The 19,236-nt window shown below is 46.5% G+C and carries 16 protein-coding genes and 1 pseudogene; 3 read left to right on the top strand and 14 right to left on the bottom strand.

Annotation, left to right across the window (positions count from 1 at the left end):
- Positions 1-95: 95 nt before the first annotated feature.
- Positions 96-2,102 (bottom strand): beta-galactosidase, encoded by a 2,007-nt coding sequence (locus MKX46_RS18985; RefSeq protein ID WP_029515848.1) that lies wholly within the window; start codon positions 2,100-2,102, stop codon positions 96-98.
- A gap of 295 nt (positions 2,103-2,397) precedes the next feature.
- Between MKX46_RS18985 and MKX46_RS18980 the strand changes: the two genes are divergently transcribed.
- Positions 2,398-3,318 (top strand): AraC family transcriptional regulator, encoded by a 921-nt coding sequence (locus MKX46_RS18980; protein WP_029515849.1) that lies wholly within the window; start codon positions 2,398-2,400, stop codon positions 3,316-3,318.
- Between the two features lie 153 nt (positions 3,319-3,471).
- On the opposite strand, the gene MKX46_RS18975 is transcribed toward MKX46_RS18980, so the two are convergent.
- The 4 genes from MKX46_RS18975 to MKX46_RS18960 form a co-directional block, all read right to left on the bottom strand.
- A complete protein-coding gene (locus MKX46_RS18975) occupies positions 3,472-4,560 on the bottom strand; it encodes a site-2 protease family protein (RefSeq protein WP_029515850.1) in 1,089 nt (362 codons plus the stop codon).
- A gap of 75 nt (positions 4,561-4,635) precedes the next feature.
- Complete coding sequence (locus tag MKX46_RS18970; protein WP_029515851.1) at positions 4,636-4,908, bottom strand: hypothetical protein; 273 nt, start codon at positions 4,906-4,908, stop codon at positions 4,636-4,638.
- A gap of 62 nt (positions 4,909-4,970) precedes the next feature.
- Complete coding sequence (locus tag MKX46_RS18965) at positions 4,971-6,248, bottom strand: lipase family protein (RefSeq protein ID WP_029515852.1); 1,278 nt, start codon at positions 6,246-6,248, stop codon at positions 4,971-4,973.
- 20 nt (positions 6,249-6,268) lie between these two features.
- Entirely contained in the window at positions 6,269-6,568 is a 300-nt protein-coding gene (locus tag MKX46_RS18960) for a hypothetical protein (protein ID WP_029515853.1), read from the bottom strand.
- A gap of 357 nt (positions 6,569-6,925) precedes the next feature.
- On the opposite strand from MKX46_RS18960, the gene MKX46_RS18955 reads away from it, so the two are divergent.
- The gene (locus MKX46_RS18955; RefSeq protein ID WP_029515854.1) at positions 6,926-10,291 is read left to right on the top strand and encodes a DEAD/DEAH box helicase; all 3,366 of its coding nucleotides are present in this window, start codon (positions 6,926-6,928) and stop codon (positions 10,289-10,291) included.
- 93 nt (positions 10,292-10,384) lie between these two features.
- On the opposite strand, the gene MKX46_RS18950 is transcribed toward MKX46_RS18955, so the two are convergent.
- From MKX46_RS18950 to MKX46_RS18940, 3 genes are all read right to left on the bottom strand, one after another.
- Positions 10,385-11,335, bottom strand: a complete 951-nt coding sequence (locus MKX46_RS18950) for a ring-cleaving dioxygenase (RefSeq protein WP_029515855.1) — start codon at positions 11,333-11,335, stop codon at positions 10,385-10,387.
- Between the two features lie 55 nt (positions 11,336-11,390).
- Positions 11,391-12,017, bottom strand: coding sequence for a nitroreductase family protein (locus MKX46_RS18945; protein WP_029515856.1), 627 nt, complete (start codon positions 12,015-12,017; stop codon positions 11,391-11,393).
- Positions 12,018-12,146: 129 nt separating this feature from the next.
- Positions 12,147-12,518 (bottom strand): MmcQ/YjbR family DNA-binding protein, encoded by a 372-nt coding sequence (locus MKX46_RS18940; protein ID WP_341071627.1) that lies wholly within the window; start codon positions 12,516-12,518, stop codon positions 12,147-12,149.
- A gap of 366 nt (positions 12,519-12,884) precedes the next feature.
- Between MKX46_RS18940 and MKX46_RS18935 the strand changes: the two are divergent.
- Positions 12,885-13,088 (top strand): annotated as a pseudogene (locus MKX46_RS18935) (MFS transporter); the annotation flags it as partial.
- A gap of 147 nt (positions 13,089-13,235) precedes the next feature.
- Here MKX46_RS18935 and ahbB read toward each other — a convergent pair.
- The 6 genes from ahbB to psiE form a co-directional block, all read right to left on the bottom strand.
- Entirely contained in the window at positions 13,236-14,225 is a 990-nt protein-coding gene (ahbB, locus tag MKX46_RS18930; RefSeq protein WP_029515859.1) for a siroheme decarboxylase subunit beta, read from the bottom strand.
- 18 nt (positions 14,226-14,243) lie between these two features.
- Positions 14,244-15,245: a radical SAM/SPASM domain-containing protein gene (locus MKX46_RS18925; RefSeq protein WP_029515860.1), complete on the bottom strand. Its 1,002-nt coding sequence runs from the start codon at positions 15,243-15,245 to the stop codon at positions 14,244-14,246.
- Positions 15,246-15,270: 25 nt separating this feature from the next.
- On the bottom strand, positions 15,271-16,443 hold the full coding sequence (locus MKX46_RS18920) for a radical SAM/SPASM domain-containing protein (RefSeq protein WP_029515861.1): 1,173 nt from the start codon (positions 16,441-16,443) through the stop codon (positions 15,271-15,273).
- A gap of 546 nt (positions 16,444-16,989) precedes the next feature.
- Positions 16,990-17,550, bottom strand: coding sequence for an NADPH-dependent FMN reductase (locus MKX46_RS18915; RefSeq protein WP_029515862.1), 561 nt, complete (start codon positions 17,548-17,550; stop codon positions 16,990-16,992).
- Between the two features lie 188 nt (positions 17,551-17,738).
- Positions 17,739-18,746, bottom strand: a complete 1,008-nt coding sequence (locus MKX46_RS18910; protein ID WP_029515863.1) for an AI-2E family transporter — start codon at positions 18,744-18,746, stop codon at positions 17,739-17,741.
- Positions 18,747-18,802: 56 nt separating this feature from the next.
- Positions 18,803-19,219, bottom strand: a complete 417-nt coding sequence (gene psiE / locus MKX46_RS18905; protein ID WP_029515864.1) for a phosphate-starvation-inducible protein PsiE — start codon at positions 19,217-19,219, stop codon at positions 18,803-18,805.
- Positions 19,220-19,236 lie beyond the last annotated feature (17 nt).

Raw genomic sequence — 19,236 nt, 5'->3', positions numbered from 1 at the left:
CCCGCAATTCGCAGGGGCGCTTCATGTACCGGATACTCCCGGGGAAAACCTATATGATATTATTCGTAAGTTGGTTTCAGCTCATTATTCATCATTTACGCTTCTTCGATAATTATAACACCCCAAGGCTCTAATGGAAGCGTTTCTCCTTGGGTAACCGCATGCTCCCCAATCAGCTCCTTGCCGTCTCCATGCGGATAGACCACCGAGCCTGCTTGTTCAGAATAGTTAAAATAGTACCGGATTGTCCGTCCTAGCTCATTCGTGCCGGATTTAACAATGATCGGATAAGACGTTTCCTGATCCAGTCCCCATACTCCTGCCTTTTTGGCTACAGAGCTGAATAGTTCGCGGATGACCGCCGGGCTGACGATACAGCCGATATAGGTCGCTGTTCCCTGACCATAGCGGTTTTGCGTAATTGCTGCATATTTGCCCCAATGCGGGTGATCGTAATAGGCCAATACTTCGGCGGTCGTCGGGGTAATCAGCTCCATCCACGTATCTACCTGATTGTCCTCTGGTGCCACCCCAAAAGGATTATTCTTAAGCGTCACTTTCTTCGGCTCCACGAACAAGCTGTAATGAATGCCGCAGGCTTCGCTAATCACGCCCGGCTGTCGGGACGTTCTCACCTGCACATGCTCGTTGGTAAATCCGCTTCGGAATGTGTATACTACATGACCACCTTTTTCCACATATCGGTTCAGCTTCTCCAGTAGTGCATCTGGGGCAGAATAGAGAACCGGGACGATCAAGAGATCATAGTCGTCAAACGATTCTGTACCTGGATGAACAATATCTGTCCCGATATTCAGTTTATACAACTCGTCATACAAACGACGTACGATGTCATTGTAATTCAACGGACTACTCATATTAAATTTAAACCAGTCAATTGACGTCAATGCTTCGTTGCTGACCAGAATCGCCGTTTTATTTTTTTTTTTCAAGTTGACCAAATGCGGAGACAATCTTGCAAAATCCTTCCCTATGGTCTGTGCTTCCTCATACACTGGATTCGGCTCAAAATCATGGCTCAGCAGACCCTTCCAGTAGGTTTCGAAGGAATTATGGATGGAATGCCAGTGCCAGTATGCCACCATATTGGCCCCTGAAGCCAGATGGCTGAACGCTTGCAGACGCAATTGCCCCGGATAGGGAACCCAGTGGGTAAAAGCCTGCGCTTCCGTTTCTAGCACTAGATAGTTGTTATTTTTCGTCGAACGTGCCACATCGCCACCGAAGGAAATTTCAATACCAGTCAGGTCATCCTGTGATGGATGGTAAATATCCACCCCAGTCACATCAAAGGCTTGCGATGCCGCAAAGTGATCCACGTCTGGCTGAACACCAAAGGAATGACCTCTCCATTCAAAATCAAAGTTTTGCGTAATAAATTGGTCCTCCCGCTTATATTCCTTCACCAGCGCGACCTGCCATGCCAGAAAGTCCGTCACCAGCTTGCGCTGGAATTGGGAAAAGGCTGCGCCCAAACTTCCATTAATCGTTCCGACCACTGAAGGAAAGTCCCCCCAGCTATTGATGCGATTACTCCAATAGTCCAGACCAAATTTGCGGTTTAGCTCCTCCAGCGATTCGAACCGCTCTCGCAGATACTTTACAAATTGCAATTGCACATTAGGCCCACTCGTGTTGTAATGCTTGGTCTCATTATCCGTCTGAAAGCCAATGACCGCCGGATGCTGACTCACCCGTCCGATCAGCTTGCGTATGATTCGCTCGGCATGAAACAGGTAAACCGGATTCGTAATGTCCATAATCTGGCGAGCACCATATTTGCCCGGCCCTTGAGGCGTTGTCGCCAATACATCAGGATGCTCCTTCACCAGCCACGTGGGTACGGCATAGGTGGGCGTCCCCACAATGGCTTCAATGCCCGCCTTATGCATGGCGTCCAGCACCCGATCCACAGAAGTAAAATCAAACACGCCATTTTGCGGTTCATGCGTACTCCAGGTGGATTCCGCAATCCGCACCACGTTGATGCCCGCATCCTTCATCATTTGGATATCCTGGTCCAAACGGTCATATGGCATATATTCATCATAATAGGCAACACCGTACAGTAGCTTTTTCATCAAGTCGTCCTCCAATTAGGTTCATCAGGATTTTGCAAAATTCGATTCCAGCCACTCCGAAGATCGGAGCACTAAGTGCATTCCATATACGGGCTAGTACAAATAGAGTACTGATAATTGAAACAGATATGTCAACATAATCCGCATCACTTTCAAAATGTCTATATATAAGCACTTTCTTTTATATAAAAGCTTATACAATAGCATTTGTAAGCGCTCTTTTATTATAGTTAAATGTTAGATACAATGAGATTGTCTAAGCGGTGTAAAATTTACCCTAATCGAAGGTGATCTGATGATATTAAATCCTGATGTTGATCCATCTCTATTTCATGATTGCCAATGGCTGCCCATTATTGACTGGAATGTGAAATTTTTTGGCGCCCATATTCACCGGGTCCAAGCGGATTGGTGCATGCCGGAGGAATCTCATATCGGTTTTGAAATTGCACTCATTTTAGAAGGTCGTCAGGAAACGATTATGGAAAATAACGTATATTCGGTTGGAGAAGGTGATATTTTAATCATTCCGCCGGGTTTTAAACATGTGAGTCAGTGTGTTTCCCCAAACGGCATGTACTATTTTAGCTCTCATTTTAATGTCGATGATCCATTATTCCGTCAGGAAATGATTAAAAGCAATCAGCTCTTTTTTCCGGCGGGTACTGAAACGAATGCCAAGCTGCAAAAGGTTGTCCATAGCTGGATTGGCATGGTGCGGAAAAGCGGAGAATATACGACAGCAGACCGTTTTCGCATGCAGATTGCCTTATTTGAGCTATTCGGGATATTCTCGCAAATGATATCTACCAGTTTGGAGCCCAGAATTGCGCCTTCATCCGTTCAATATGCCAAGGCCATCATGGAAGCTATTCAATCGAGGTTTAAGCCTTATCGGGAAGATGAATCTGGCGAGCAAGCGTTCCGACTTGAAGATGTGGCGGCTTCTCTCGGGATCAGTCCTGGCTATGCCCAGGAAGTGTTCCGCAAGGTATACGGCTATTCACCACGTCACTATCTATCGGAAACCAAGTTGCATGAAGCTAAGGTGTTGATCCAGCAGCCCAATCTACCACTCAACAAGGTAGCTTCCCTGCTCGGATACTCCAGTCTGGCTCATTTCAGCAGACAGTTCAAGCGCTGGACAGGCACCAGCCCACTTAAATACCGCCAAACGTTAAAACCGATTACTAATGAACAAAGGATTAAGATATAAGGACGGATAGCAAAGGCTCCACCGTGTTATTCAACCCAAAAAAAGAGCGTGACACCGAATATTGCGGCTGTCGCGCTCTTTTGTCTCTATTTTCTACAAGCTGTACCGTTGCCTTAATGATCTAAAATCTTCACCAAGCTCTCATCATTCGGATCACAGCCTAATATCCCCTATATGCTGGTGCACCACATACATCATCCCCATCAGGAATACGGCCAAAGCCAAGTAACCGATGCCGAATTTCCAGCGCGATGATGCGGGTACTTCGTAATACTTATCATTTTCAAACGGAATATAATCAATCCCACACAGCAATCTGAGCTGGTACGCATCCGGCGTCGGTATATGTTCCACACCGTTCAGCCATACATCCTGGACAAGACACTGCTGTGGCAGCAGAAGTGTCTGCTCCACATCCAGACTTTCCATATACACCGTCACATATTGCTGCCCCTCTAAATCCGAGTAGGTATTAAAAGATAATCTGCGCGTGTGCTCCGGTCCAGGCAGCGGATATCCTTGTTCATACAGATGCTGTACGTTCACCAGTGGCTTTTGCAAAAAGGATTGGACCTTAGCCTCTTCTTTATTGCGTTTAACATATTTTTTGTACAAATCGTAGGCAAAGAACGCCCATATCAAGAAAAATAAAAAGGATTTTAAATATACTACGACTACAATTCCACCCAATAGACCCACCAGCCACAGCCAACGCGTCACTGCCGTGGAAATCCGTCCTCCGTCGAGCGGATGAATCGGCAGCAGGTTGATCAGGTTCAGGAAAAAGCCGACATACGAGAGCGCATACAACAGGGGACTGTCTGTTGCATAGGCTCCTGCGTATACTGCCATAGCCCCAATCGTCCCCAGTAACGGGCCGCCCATGGCCACATAAGCCTCTGTCTGCGCATCCAAAGGTTGACGTTTCATGGTGATCAGCGCACCGAGAAAAGGAATAAATAATGGTGCTGATACGGGAAGCCCCTTGCGCTTGGCGGCCAATACATGTCCCAGCTCATGTACAAACAACAGCAACACGAAGCCGACCGCAAATCCCCACGGGTAAATGATCGCATATGTGCTAATCGTTATCGCCATAGATATCAGCGCACCGCCAAATTTACTGAATTTTAAAAGGGCAAGTAACGACTTGCCTTTCAGAAGAAGCAATGCTGCTGCACTACCAAGGTACCATTTGGATGAGCCGGATTTGGAATCGGTCTTTTTCTCTTCATTTTGCAAAAGTATCCGTCTCCTTTCTCTAACACTTCCATTGTATCCTGCTATGTGCAGCTTGTAAAAACTTCTCTACCTTCATTACTGTACAGCGTCTGTACGTTTCATCAATTCAACATACTGAATTAACTCTGCCTTTTGTTGCTCTAAAGTATGAATTCTGTTCGTTAACCCGACAAAAAAAGCTTCAATTTGGTCTCTGATAGCATTGGCCGAATGCCCAGTCCATTCATGCAGACGCCCATATAATACACGTGCCGCTTGTTCATCTGTGCGAAGTTTGGCGAGTAGCCAGGTCAGCTCCTTTTCGGCAAGCAATAGCTCTTCCAGTTCGACCCGTAATTGTCCGTTCAAATTACTGGCCACCTCCTATGTATTCATTTTTCTATATCGTTAGTACCTTGTTATTAGCGTTATTAGCTAATATCTGCCTGGATAAACTGCTCTATTTTGTACTCGAGATTGTAAAGAAATTCATTAGTCGTCCGTAAATGCCACTGACTAAATTCCATCATGGAGGAGTCAAGCTGTGTTACAATCGGCTGCAACCGCCGACTCTGACTACTGTGCAAATAGCGTGAAAGCCTGGCTCTGACACGTTGGAAATCTGCATCACATTGTTGTGCATTCGCCTTCCATTTTTCAGCTACAGCGAGTAGATGCTCCGGCATGACTTGAATCGTACCTGCTGAAGCAGATGTTGCCGCCGTTACCAGCGCTGCCTTTTGGAATTGAGTTAAGGTCTGTCCTAATTGCTGTATCCAGCCGTCCACCGTTTCCATTAGGTTAAAGTCAGATGGAATACGCGGAGATTCCGCGATTCGTTCGCCTGTTACAGGATCATATAGCGGGTTGGATACATAGCCATTCTTATCAAACTTATAATGATTGAGTGAGTGATAGGAAGGCCCACCCAACGTGTTGTCCACTCTCTCTTTTAGTCCTAAGCCTTCATTAGCTGTTTGATAATTATTGTCAATATGGTAGGAAGCTCCTACGTGAAGATCGTACCCTCCCCCAATAAAGCTAGCTATCATATCACTGGGATGCAGAAAATTCGTAATTTGATGGTCAAACTCACCATTTTCTGCTTTCTCTCTGTACTCCGGTGTCAGACTGGAAATGACCGAAGGCGCACAGAATGTAACCGCATTTAACCCTGTATAAGCAGCTACATATTGTGCATTCCCTCCTCCCAGCGAATGTCCAGTTAGCGAGAAGTTGTAGTTTTTGTACTTGTTTTGTATATCCTTCGCATAGTCCTCTGCCTGATAGAACTGGTTCGAGCTGCCGAACAAAGCCTTATCTACGCTTTTTTCTTTCTCTCCCATCCAGTTGTTAAACGCCGTGAACCCTAAAGCGTCGTCCATTTTTTTCATTTTTTCATTATATTCATCTGAATGAATATTCAAACTACCGTGAATTTTGCGGTTAATTTCAGGAAGTGCAAGAGTCACATCGTTATACAGATCCTGTGGATCATCCGTTTCCGTCCCACGGTAGGCGATAACGGCCTGTTCCGTTTCTTCGTTGTAAAATGTGACAGCGGCAAGTCCCGAATCCTCGCGATCGAGCGTGTCTAACACTTTCCAGCCGGGGAGTTCTTCTGATGGTTCAGCACCTTTTTTCATTTTTTTATAGGCCATTTCAGACATTATTTTATAAGTTTCGTCACTTACTTGAAGTGAACTCATACTATTTACACTCCTCTGATCTAGTGATTTTTCTTTTTATCTTGAAAGCCTGGATAAGTCCCATTTTCAATAAGCACCTTTTTTAGCTCGGGACTTATAGCAAAATTCGAAGTTTCCTGATTTTCATAGTTTACAGAAATCGTAAAATCCTCTTCTGCATGACCTATTACATTGCCACTTATATCTACCTTGTTTGTTACATAAGGAGGAAATTTTTTTGCATATGTGATTTCAACGTCTAGTTCGTATTTTTCCTTCAAATATTGAACAGCCGTAGCTTTCGCCTTACTGATCAGTTCAGCATCTTCGTCTTTATTCACCTTGTGGCATCCTCCCAGTATTAAAATAAGGGCTATCAACACCATCATTCCTTTTAGATATCGGTGACTGATCCTAATCATCCCTTTCATATGCGTAACATCCATTTTATATCCACAAAATCCCTTTTATAAATTGTACCTTTTGTTTCCAAAGACAATCAATACGCCATAAGACATGGGATAGGGTTAAGTCTACGGTATCAAATCGGTGTGGAAACCTTCCGTTCTTAGCTGATAAGTTTTATTTCTCGTATAATATCATCCATATTTTTCAATTACATTCCCCACATGTCCATCCTCCTGTCTGTTCTGTTATCATGTAAGAAAACGGAATAACCCAGGAAAGGATTACGAACCATGAGTTTTGAACTTACCCGACGAGCCATCAGACAACTATGCAGTCAAGCCGCTTATGACGACGGGGATGCCTATTACCGGGCCAAAAGAGTGGCCTTTACACAAATAGATCATGATGAAGGTGTATACGAAGCTACGGTCAAAGGAAGCAGCTTTTATGCTGTTGCGGCGATGATCCGATCCAATGGAAGTATCCGAGCAGAATGCACCTGTAGCACATTTCAGAACACCGGTCGATATTGTAAACATATCGCAGCTGTTCTCCTTAACGCCCATGATATACGCCGTGGAAAGAGTCTGTCTGTGCGCTCCTATGCCTCCAGACTTCATCCCGGTACTGCCCCAGATACAGCAGGAAGCCTAGATTCAGACGGGATGTACACATCTACAGATGCTTCATATGATCACACTGCTAGAACAGCACGATCCTCTGACATCACACAAGGCGATCTCCAGCTGACCGACAGTATGTTAAAACTATTTGAACGCAAGCGACCGCTTCGCAGCACGCCTACCCTGCTGGATACTCGTGCGGTCTTGGATTTTCAGTTCGTGATCCGACCTTTTGCCTACGGTTACCAAAAATATATGTTTGGTGTAGAAATGAAGGCTGGTCCCAAACGATTATATATCGTCCAGAAAATTCGTCCGTTTCTGGATAGTATTGACCGTGGGGATAGCTACATGTTCACGAAAAGCTTCTCGTACGAGCCTGAGCTGTACCGCTTCCGACCTGAACATGACGCTATTCTCCAGCAATTATCCCAGGTGTGCCACCATGAGCGTATGATTCGGGAAACCTCAGGTACGTATTCATCTTCAGGTAGTCATATGAGCGGTGAACGAATGCTCCTCATCCCGCCTGCGGCTTGGGAAAAGCTGCTCCCCTTGCTGACAGCAGCACAGGGCGTCTACTTTGAAATTCACGGAAACATGAACGAGGGTATTCCCCAGTCCGACCTGATGCTTCCGCTGCAATTTGAATTTGATGAGGTTGAGGCCGAAACCGAAGGCTACCAGCTAAGCATACAAGGATTGGATGACTTGACCATCATGGAAGACTATGGTGTCGTCATTGCCGATGGCAAGCTTGTCAAACAGAAAGCCGACCCCTTACGGCGTTTGTCCGAGCTAAAACGGATGGTAGAAGTACACCACAGGCGAAAAGTTCAGATCGCGCCAGAGCAGATGGAATCTTTTATGGACAAGGTTGTACCCGGGTTAATGAAGCTCGGACGTGTTCATATAACACGTTCCGTCTCAGATCGGGTCACACAGCAGCCATTGAAGGCCAAGCTGTATCTGGACCGAGTAAGAGACAAGCTGCTGGCAGGGCTGGAGTTCCAATATGGGGATATCATCATCAACCCGCTGGAAACAGATGCACGAACGCCTGGTAACGACCGAATTCTGATACGTGATGGAGAACAGGAGCAACGGATTTTGGAGCTGATGGAGCATAGCTCCTTTGCCAGAACAGACAGCGGATATTTTATGGAAGATGAAGATGCAGAGTATGATTTTTTGTACCATACGGTTCCGCAACTGGAAAAGCTGCTGGACGTCTATGCTACAGGTGCAGTCAAAGCAAAAATAAACAATACTCTGCCTACCCCAAGGATACGCGCGGAGTGGGATGAACGTACAGATTGGCTTGAATTTAAATTTGATATGGAGGGCATACCGGAACCGGAAATTCGCAAACTGCTCAAATCGTTAGAGGAAAAACAGAAATATCACCGTCTGCCGAATGGTGCCTTGCTGCCGCTGGAAACAGAGGAATACAAGGAATTGATTCGGTTCATGAATGAAACAGGTATCCGCAAAAGTGATCTGGATGCAGCCCAAATTCGTGTTCCCGTCACGCAAGGACTGTACTTAATTGATCCTCACGATCATGGGAAAAACCTGACTTTGGGTAAAACCTTTCGCCAGCTACTGGAAAATATACGCAACCCAGACCATCTCGACTTTCCAGTTCCAGACATGCTTGCCCCAATCTTAAGAGATTATCAGGTTTACGGCTTTCAATGGCTTAAGACATTGGCGCATTACCGTTTTGGGGGCATTTTGGCAGATGATATGGGGCTGGGTAAAACGCTGCAAAGTATCGCCTTTCTCGTCTCAGTATTGCCGGAAATCCGCAGCCAGCAGCTTCCAGCCATGATCGTGTCCCCTGCATCACTGGTGTACAACTGGCGGAATGAGCTGGAGAAGTTTGCTCCACATATCCGCGTTACTATCGCAGATGGCAGCCCGGAAGAACGCGGCCGGATCATACGGGATGCCGCCAGTTATGACGTCGTCATTACGTCCTACCCGCTGCTACGACGCGATGCAGATGTGTACAGCAAGCCATCGTTTCATACGCTCATTCTGGACGAGGCACAGGCTTTCAAAAATCATGCCACCCAGACGGCACAGGCTGTTAAGGATGTAAAAGCTCGTTACCGTTTTGCCCTGACAGGAACGCCAGTAGAAAATACGTTGGAAGAGCTGTGGTCCATCTTTGACGTTGTATTTCCTGCGTTATTTCCCGGCGGGAAAAGAGCGTTTCACAACCTGCCTCGAAATGTGATTGCCAAGCGGGTTCGTCCTTTTTTGCTGCGCCGTCTCAAGAGTGATGTCCTCAAGGAGCTGCCGGAAAAAATCGAATCCGTGCAGGTATCCCGGCTTCTGCCAGATCAGAAAAAGCTGTATACGGCCTATCTGGCCAAGCTCCAGCATGAAACGTTAAAGCATCTCAACGAGGAAGGATTTCAGAAAAATCGGATTAAAATTCTCGCAGGTCTAACCCGGCTTCGTCAGCTCTGCTGTCATCCTGGCTTGTTCATCGAAGGATATACGGGAAGCTCCGCCAAATTTGAACAGCTGTTGGAGATCATTACGGAATGTCTCAGCTCCGGGAAACGGATGCTCATTTTTTCACAGTTCACCACGATGCTTCAAATGATCGGACGCGAGCTTGCTCGAGAAGGAGTGTCCTACTTTTACCTGGATGGGCAGACTCCCGCTCTGGAACGAGTCGAACTGTGCAATCGCTTCAACGAAGGAGAACGCGAGCTGTTCTTGATTTCCCTAAAGGCAGGAGGTACTGGCCTGAACCTCACCGGCGCAGATACAGTCATACTGTATGATCTATGGTGGAATCCCGCTGTAGAGGAGCAGGCTACCAACCGTGCACACCGAATGGGCCAGAAAAAAGTCGTGCAGGTTATTCGTCTCGTCGCCCAAGGCACAGTAGAGGATAAAATGTATGAACTGCAACAAAAAAAGAAAAACATGATCGACCAGGTCATTCAGCCGGGGCAAGAAACCCTTTCGGCACTGACCGAGCTGGAGATTCGCGAACTGCTCATGATCTAGCTAATTCCACATGCACAAAAAGGTCCAATCACGGTAGAAATCTTCCCGTATTGGACCTTTTTGCTTCTAATATGATTGTTTGGATCGAGCAGATTAATCCTGTTTTAATACTCTAGGTTCAATGGGAACCAGGTTAGACTCAATCTGGGTGCGCTGAGGCTCATACCATTCAGGCAGCATCAGCTTGTGCCCCAACTCATTCAATTCCTCATCCACCGTAAATCCGGGCGGATCGGTTGCGATCTCGAATAGAATACCGCCTTGCTCGCGGAAGTATACGGCATTGAAGTATTGGCGATCTACAATGCCACTAGTCCCAAAACCCTGCTGGTGAACCCATTCGTTCCACGCTTGATGCTCCGTATCATCCTGCGCGCGCCAGGCAATATGGTGAACCGTACCGGCACCGCCATTCCCCCACGGGACATCTTTGACCGGAATATCGATCAGGTTGCCCAGATCACCTGTCGTCTGATAGCGGATGTAGCCTGCATTTGCGTCTTCTCCGATGAGAGTCATCCCCAGGACGTTCTCCAACACCCCTTGCGTATGTTTGGAATCCGCACTGTACAGTACCGCCCCGCCAAAGCCCTTGATCGCTTTATCCGTAGGCACACCCCCGGCTGTCCACTTGTTCAACGGGCCACCTTCCCGCTCCACCAACTCCAGATGTAAGCCCTCGTTGTCTCGGAACTGGATGAATGACTCGCCAAAACGATTAGCCTTCGTGAAAGATACCTTCAAGCTGTGCAGACGGTTTTCCCAGTATTCCAAAGCACCGGATGGCACGACATACGTCGTAATCCCAACCTGTCCGCCTCCAATCTTACCCTTGCGTGTACCCGGAGCTGGAAAAAAAGTAATGATTGTTCCCGGGCTGCCCTCTTCATTACCAAAGTACAAATGGTATACTTCTGGAGCATCAAAGTTGATCGTCTTTTTAATCAATCGCAGACCAAGTACGCCTGCGTAAAAATCAACGTTGCCCTGCGGGTCGCCTGCAAAGGACGTGATATGGTGAATTCCAGCGGTTTTCAATGACATCTTTATCACTCCTTCATTAACATGTTGATTTATTTACACAAATGATTTACAAATTTCAAAATCCATTGTAGCTGACAAATTGTCCAACCGGCTTGCGGTATCCCCGTGCCCGCTGACCCGATTCGTCCTCTTTACCCAAGGTAATCATCATCACGGGTACAAATTGCTCTGGAATATTCAATACTTCCTGCACCTTCGCCGGATCAAAACCGATCATCGGGCAAGTATCCCAGCCTTTGTCCTTGGCAATCAGCATAAATTGCATAGCCGACAGGCTGGCATTACGGATCGCTTCTTCTCTCTGGAAGACAGGTCCCCGCTCGCGATAAAACTGAGTTACCGATTCCACTGTACTATCATATTCCTGCTTGCTCAGGACACCTAAATTCAGGAATCCTTCGTTGAGGTCAGCTACCTTGGTATAAGCTTCTGTATCCCCCAACACTACAATGGTCGCCGAAGCCGTTAATATTTTATACTGCTTACTTGCCTCATCATGCAGTCTTTGTTTGGTATCCGCATCCTGCACTACGATATAACGCGCATGCTGTAAATTAAAAGCCGATGGAGCAAACTTCACCAACTGAAATATTTCTTCTAGTTCTTTTGCATCTATAGTAACATCAGGAATAAATTTAGAAGCTGATCTTCTCTCTTGAATAATATTCACCAGTTCGCTCATGTTAAGTTCCACTCCTTGATATTATTTTCAAATGAATTATCTTTAAATTAAGAATATATCTATTTGTGATTTCTGTCAAGTAAAACTATAAGTATTTTTGGATACAAAAAAAGGGCTTCACTCAGCCCTTTACAGATCCGTTGCCCGTATTCTCATCGTAATCGCTTCACGTTGCGCTTTGGTTAAGCTCTTGAAGACCAGCTCATACGAATGGTCGATCATGCTGTACAAATCCTCCAGTGGGAAGGTAGCATCAACCTCAATCGTATTCCAATGCTTTTTATTTAAATGATAGCCTGGCTTAATCGCCTTGTTTTGTTCACGCAAATTTACCGCAATGACTGGATCACATTTCAAGGATACATGGCTAATACCATCCTTTTCAGTCAGGAGAGCAAACATCTTGCCCCCTACTTTGAGTACCAGGGGATCAGCACCAAACGGGTAATTCTTAACGGCCTCTTTTTGGCTCAAACCATATGCTACAATTTGCTCAAACACCAGCCTTCTCTCCTCTGTTCCGAGTTATTTGTTCTACGAACCTACCTATTTGCGCCCTATTATATCACCTTCATACGCTACATATACACTAAGTCCGTGCTACATTTAGGGGAACTGTGCTAAAGGTGAACCACTACGGATACCGTCGCACACACTGTTCGGATTGGCTCTATATGGGACAGGATAACTGGTTCGCGAAAAATAATAATGACTACTGTTAGGCGCAATAAGGTAGCGCCTATTTTCCTCTTAATTCACTTCATCCCCCTTTAATCATCCATGTAAAAAAGTGTTTTATTTATATAAGCTTATACGGAAGCGAAAGCTTTTTTAAGCGGCAAAAAATAAATAAAGGAGATTTTTTTCGTGAACTCAAACACTGCTCTTATAAGAAAAGGCGGTGCAAATGTGTCGTCTTCCAAACGTCTCCCGTGGGTCGGGTTGCTGGCTTTAGCCATGGCGGGATTCATCTGCATTCTTACAGAAAGCCTGCCTGCTGGATTACTGCCACAAATTGCACAGGATCTAGGGGTCAGTTCATTAAGATTAGCGGGGCCTTTGCCGATGCTTTCAGACTGCACGCTCGGTACTTCCGATCTATGTAAAATTGTAAGCATTACGAATAAACTCAATATAGTCAAAGAGCGTTAACCTGTCAACACGAAAAACGGACGCTGTCCTTGAAGAGACGGCATCCGTGTGAATATAAGAAGCGCTTTAGATCGAAAAGCTCGTTTTCTTCAATTCTTCCGTGCTGAACAGAATATCGTAATCCTTGATGTCTTCCCGCCGAACAAATTGCTCCGCAACTTTCCGAACAGACGCTTCATCGGGTCCATGAATCATGGCGTATAAATTATACGGCCAATCGGGGTGCGTCCGGCGCTTGTAGCAGTGGCTGACTTCCGAATAATCGGCCAGCCTTTTTCCTGCCTCAGGTATATGCTCCTCAGGAAGTACGCAGATGAACAGGCCATTTGCTGAAAATCCCGCTTCCCTATGCTTTAGAACGGCTCCGATTCGTTTGAGTGCTCCTCCTGCCTGCAGTGCCTGCAAGCGCAGAAACACCTCTTCCAAGCTGCAACCTGTCTTATTGGCAATCTCGGTATACGGTTCAGTTGACAACGGAAGATCTCCCTGCAGTTCGCGGATCAGCTGCACATCCGTTATTTCTATTTTGCATGGTTCCTGTTTGGAGGTTGCGACTCCATTCAAGTTCGGGCTGGGTGTAATGGCTGATGCATCAGCCGTTTCTTCCATATTCAGAAAGACCTTTAGTTTGAATAATTGCTCGGAGGGAAACTCATATAGCAGCGGCCCTCCCGCCGCTTCACGGATCGTTTCAAGAATAGCCCCCCGTTCTTCCTCGGTCCGGGAAGTCAGCGTGAACCACATATTGAGCCTGCTGCGCCGGCGGTAGTTATGGGTTACGCCTCTATACCTGTTGACGACAGCAGCGGTCTGGTAAAAAAGCTCCTCCCTGACTGCCATCGCATACAAACAGCCTCTAAATCCCAGTCCCGCCGGATTAAACACCCCGCCGATCCGCCGGATAAATCCCTCTTTCTTCAGCCTTTCAAGCCTTTGAAGCACATCTTCCTGGCGTAATTCCAGTTCCTCCGCAATGGCATTCCAAGGGCGTCTGACCAGAGGAAGCCCGATTTGCAGCCGATTCAGCAGCTTCCGGTCGTTCGAATCCAGGTCCACTATTCCCACCTCCCCAGCTTACAGCGCCGCCGATCTTTTGTAACACCACGGCTCTTCGGCCATGAAATTGCCGCCGCTGTAATAGTACGATCTCGCCCGGCAGCCGCCACAAATGCCCACATCGGGGCAGGAGCCGCATTCTCCTTCATATTTCTTGAAGTCCCTTAAATCCCGAAACACCGGATTATCCCGCCATATTTCATCAAAAGGCTGCTCGCGAACATTCCCCACCTTGACCGGCAGGTACGGACAAATATGCACCTCGCCATTCGGCAGCACAGAACAATAGGAGACCCCGGCCAGACAACCGCGCGTGTACCGCATTTCCAGCCCCATGCTCTTGGCAAGCGGCATGAACTGGGGAGCGCATGTCGGTTTGATTTCAAGGGATGTTGACTTCTGTTTGGACAGAACACTGCGCAGAACCGAGTAATACCGTTCCCGCTTCAGCCCGTCTTCTTCGATATGGACGGCCCGTCCGGTCGGGACGAGAAAGAATGGGTGCAGAGAGGACACATGAAGCTCCTCGGCAAGCTGGGCAACCTGCACGAAGTCATCCATATTTCCCTCGGTCAGCGTCATGTTAATCTGCACTCTCAGCCCGGCTTCCCGGGCATAACGAATGCCCTCCAATGCTTGCTGCCAGCCTTCTGGCGCATTCCTGAACCGGTTGTGATACTCAGGCGTGGCGCTGTCTATGCTGATCGCAATGCCCCCCAGCCCTGCTTTTTTCAGCTCCGCAGCTTTGGCGGCGGTCAGAAGCGTGCCGTTGCTGCCAAGTGCGGGACGAAGGCCGATAGACGAGGCATACGCGATCAATTCGCAGAGATCTTCACGGATCAAGGGCTCGCCGCCGCTGAATATGAGAAGCTTGAATCCAGCCTGCTTGATCTGATCAATGAGCCGGATGCCTTCCTCCGTGGTTAGCTGGTCTTCTACAGACGATGTCGGCCCCGAGTCGCGATAGCAGTGTTCGCAGTATAAATTGCATTTCTTGGTCACATTCCAGGAAACGAGCATGCGTATTCAGCCTTCCTTTCCAGTGTTATACGATTCCAATTTCACGGTCACTTAAATAACAGGATGGGTCCTCCGCCCAGAAATCACCGCTTACCGAAGCCCGGGCCCGGAAATTCCCGTTACAGATATCCAGCCAATTGCATTCTCTGCAGCGTCCCTTTAGCAGCGGTTTACGGTCGCGCAGGCCGACCATTAGCGGATGAGCGGCATCACGCCAAATCTCGCTGAATTTCTGCTTGCGGATATTACCGATTTCGATATCTCTCGTGAACTGATCGGGATAGACGTTGCCGTGCCAATCCACGCAGCCGATGGCTATTCCGGAACGGTTGCCGCCGTTTCTCTGAAGCAAGCCAAGCAGTTCAGCTGCGCGCTCCGGGTCGCGCTCCATCATCCGCTGGTATAAGTAAACGCCATCCGCATGGTTATCAACGGTGAGCAATTCCACCGGTTTGCCTTTGCCATGCAGGTCCACCGTTTTAGCCATAATCCGGTCAAGAGCATGCCGGGATTGTTCATGGGTAACATCCTCTTGCTGCAGGGCGCTCCCGCGGCCGGAATAGACGAGATGGTAGAAGCAGGCCCGAGGAATATTTTCCCGCTCGATCAAATCAAGGACACCATCCAAGTCTTCATATGTATGTCTGCTGATCGTGAACCGGACCCCTACCTTCTGGCCGATGACCAAGCAGTTTCGGATACCCTGAAGCGCCTGCTTAAAGGCTCCTTTTCGCCCGCGAAATTCATCATGGCGCTCTTCCAGCCCATCCAGGCTTACACCGACATATTTAACCCCTGCTTCTTTTAGCATCTTCGCTCTGTCCATGGTAATCAATGTGCCATTGGTCGATACTACCGGCCGAAGCCCTTTGCTTGACGCATAAGAAATCAGCTCATAAATATCTTTGCGGATCAGAGGCTCTCCACCGGAAAAAAGCAGTACCGGCACCTGGAAGGCGGCCAGATTATCAATAAATACCTTAGCTTCCTCCGTCGACATTTCATCGGGATCATGGGCAGGACAGGCATTCGCATAACAATGTTTACAGGTTAAGTTGCAAGCCCGTGTCGAATTCCATACGACGACAGGCCCTCTGCCCGCAGAAACGCCATGAGGTTTGTGGCCCGGCTTAATGGTATAACGAAGGTCATCGCCTTCTCCCTTCATACCGGTAAGTAGTTTCGTTACATTAATCATTTCCGTTCCCTCATCTCCCTATAATTAGATACCAGTTCTTTTTATCTTAAGATAACTTGTGAGAATAAGGATATGCGCTATTATCTTGCTCTCGCGCCGCATTAATGCTTGGGTCTGCAATAAGAAGAAACGTCTGACGGCGTCTTATTAGAGCTTATGCTTCCGAAGTAGCGATATGAGTATCGCTTTTAGGTACGTTTACCCGTAATGCTGCGGGTATCAAAAAGGTCGTGGCCGAAATGATTTTTTCTTACAGCTGAAAAAGTGCTAGCAGGTTTCACGGTTACACACAGCCATGACATTCAGCGTGAAATTTGGCAAAAGTATATATTTGTTGCCAGCATGAGCGGAACACTTCTGGCATTGGCTAATCGTAATATGTCATATCCGATACTTGAAACGGTGTATGCCCGATTAAAGGTCTATGAGCGTTTGCTGGACACAACTAATATTAGATAACTGGTGAATTCCTGCCGTTGAATATGTAGTAGGTGGCCATTCAAATAAGCAGATCCTTCTATGATGAAGGATCTGCTTTGGATTTTCCTATACCTGTCCTCTGCATGCTTGCTCAAGCCCTTGAAGTAATGCCTCCATTTCCTGTCTAGTTTCAGCGTTTGTAATGATGCCTTCTGAGTTCAGCTTTAATGTGATATGCGGAATAATGACCTTTCCATTCTCCACAATCTCTGCGTTGATCATTTGCAATGTGAGCAGCAGCGAGGCATGCGCCAGATGGCCGCCCATAGGAGACGGTGACGCGCTAATGACCGCTGTTGGTTTATTTACAAATTCACCTGAAGATACAAGCCAATCCAAGGCATTTTTCAAAGCACCCGGTACCCCATTTCCATATTCCGGTGTACAGATCAGCACTCCATCCACTTGTTTCAATTGTTCCCGTAGCCCTCTTACGGAAGCTGGCCCCTCATCTACATCCAAGTCAGGGTTAAAATGCGGGAGATCTTCCAACCCATCATAGACTGTGAACATCATATTTTCAGAAGCCAGCCCCATAGTAGCCTTCATAAGTGCTGTATTGGAGGACTTTTGACGAAGGCTACCCGATATAGCCAATACCTTAATTTTCTGTTCCAACCGTATCATCTCATTTCTCCGAACTTGATCTGATCTTGCATATTCAGTGTACTATAGCTAACAAGAGAATTAAAAAGTGGATGAGCGTCAGCGATTTTTCCTGTGAACAAAAGGGCAATAAAAAAATGCCTGCGGTTTCGCAGGCATTTGTGATATATCAATAGTCACTATACTAGGGCGGAATCTGTATTGCTGAATCAAGTATCCTTCTCTTGCTTGCGTTTTATCCCAATCAGATCAAGGAAGAAAACAAACAACGGAATACCTACAATCAAGCCCCAAATTCCAATCAGATGCTCAGAGAAAATAAGTACGACAAAGGTAAAGAAAATCGGTAAATTCGTTTTGGATGACATCAGCTTCGGATTTAAGAAATAGGCCTCAATCGCATGAATCACCACGATCAATATAACCAGATAAATTACATATTGAATGCCACCGACACTGAAAGCGATCAGGCCGAGCGGTGCCAGTGAGATAAACACACCTGCCACCGGAACCAATCCCAGTACGAAAATGATGAGCGCAAGACCGAGCAGATTAGGGAAGCCCATAATCCAGAGCGCAATCGTGGTCAATATACAGTTAATAAGTGAAATCAGCAGTTGAGCCTCCAATACCTTCCCGAACGTACCCAGAAACATACGGCCAAAATGACCCACTTCCTTGAAAAACCAGCCCAGCTTGCTATCTACAAACGTAGCTGTAAAGCGTGTAATATAGGATTTTTCCATCAGGAAGAACAAGCTCAAAATAATTGACACCAGAAGCTGTGTTCCCAATTGACTGACCTTCATTACTGCACTCAGGCCAGGCTCAAATAGCCGCTGAACATTCAGTGTGTCCATAAATTCGATAATCGTTTCGTTCCATTGATTACGATCAGGATACATATACGCTTGCTGAATCATGAGATACACCTGCTTGACCTGTACAATGATTAGCGGCACCATTCGGTAAACGCCCCACACCATAATCAGGATCAGCAGACCATACACCAGTAGCAGTACGACCATTGACGGTACATTGACAAACCGCTTGACCAGCTTATTCACTCCGTTATATATACTGCCAATCAAGATCGTAAGCAGCAGTGTTAACAACATAATATTCATCATGCTTCTTAACATAAACAACAGCAAAACGATTATCGCAAGGACGGCTATCCGCCTGACGCCCGCATGATTCATCCAGTTTCTTACCATTCGTCTTTATTCCCTCTCTCCCACTTGACTGTCACCCTTTGCAATCTTTCCCGGCATTAACTTTCTCTTTTTAACAATTTACTGTTAGCGATCAATAGAGAACCTACCATGACTAGAATAGCAATGGACCACCAGAATGTATTTTTAGCATCATCATGGTCCACAATAATGAGCCTGATGACGGCCGTAATCCCAATATAGATGAAATAACGTAATGGAAAATGAAAATTGGTTTTAAAGTACTTAACTATTAATGCTATGAATTCAAAATACAAGAAAAATACAAGCAGCTCTTCCGTGAATTCATAGTAATTTTTGTCGGCCTCTGTGTACAAAAAAACATAAGAAAAAATGGACCATGTTTCTTTTAGAAGTAAGAAGCTTAAAATCAGCCCGACCAGAAATAGCGAGATATTTAAGATCATTTGCAGAAAACCAGGTAACTTCTCAATATACTTCATTAATGCATTCAATACAGATCCCCTCACTG

Origin of the sequence: Paenibacillus sp. FSL P4-0113 (assembly GCF_038009305.1) — a bacterium.
GTDB lineage: Bacteria > Bacillota > Bacilli > Paenibacillales > Paenibacillaceae > Paenibacillus > Paenibacillus polymyxa_D.
The sequence above is the reverse complement of the archived record's forward strand: the minus strand, read 5'-3'. Positions and strand labels throughout refer to the sequence as shown.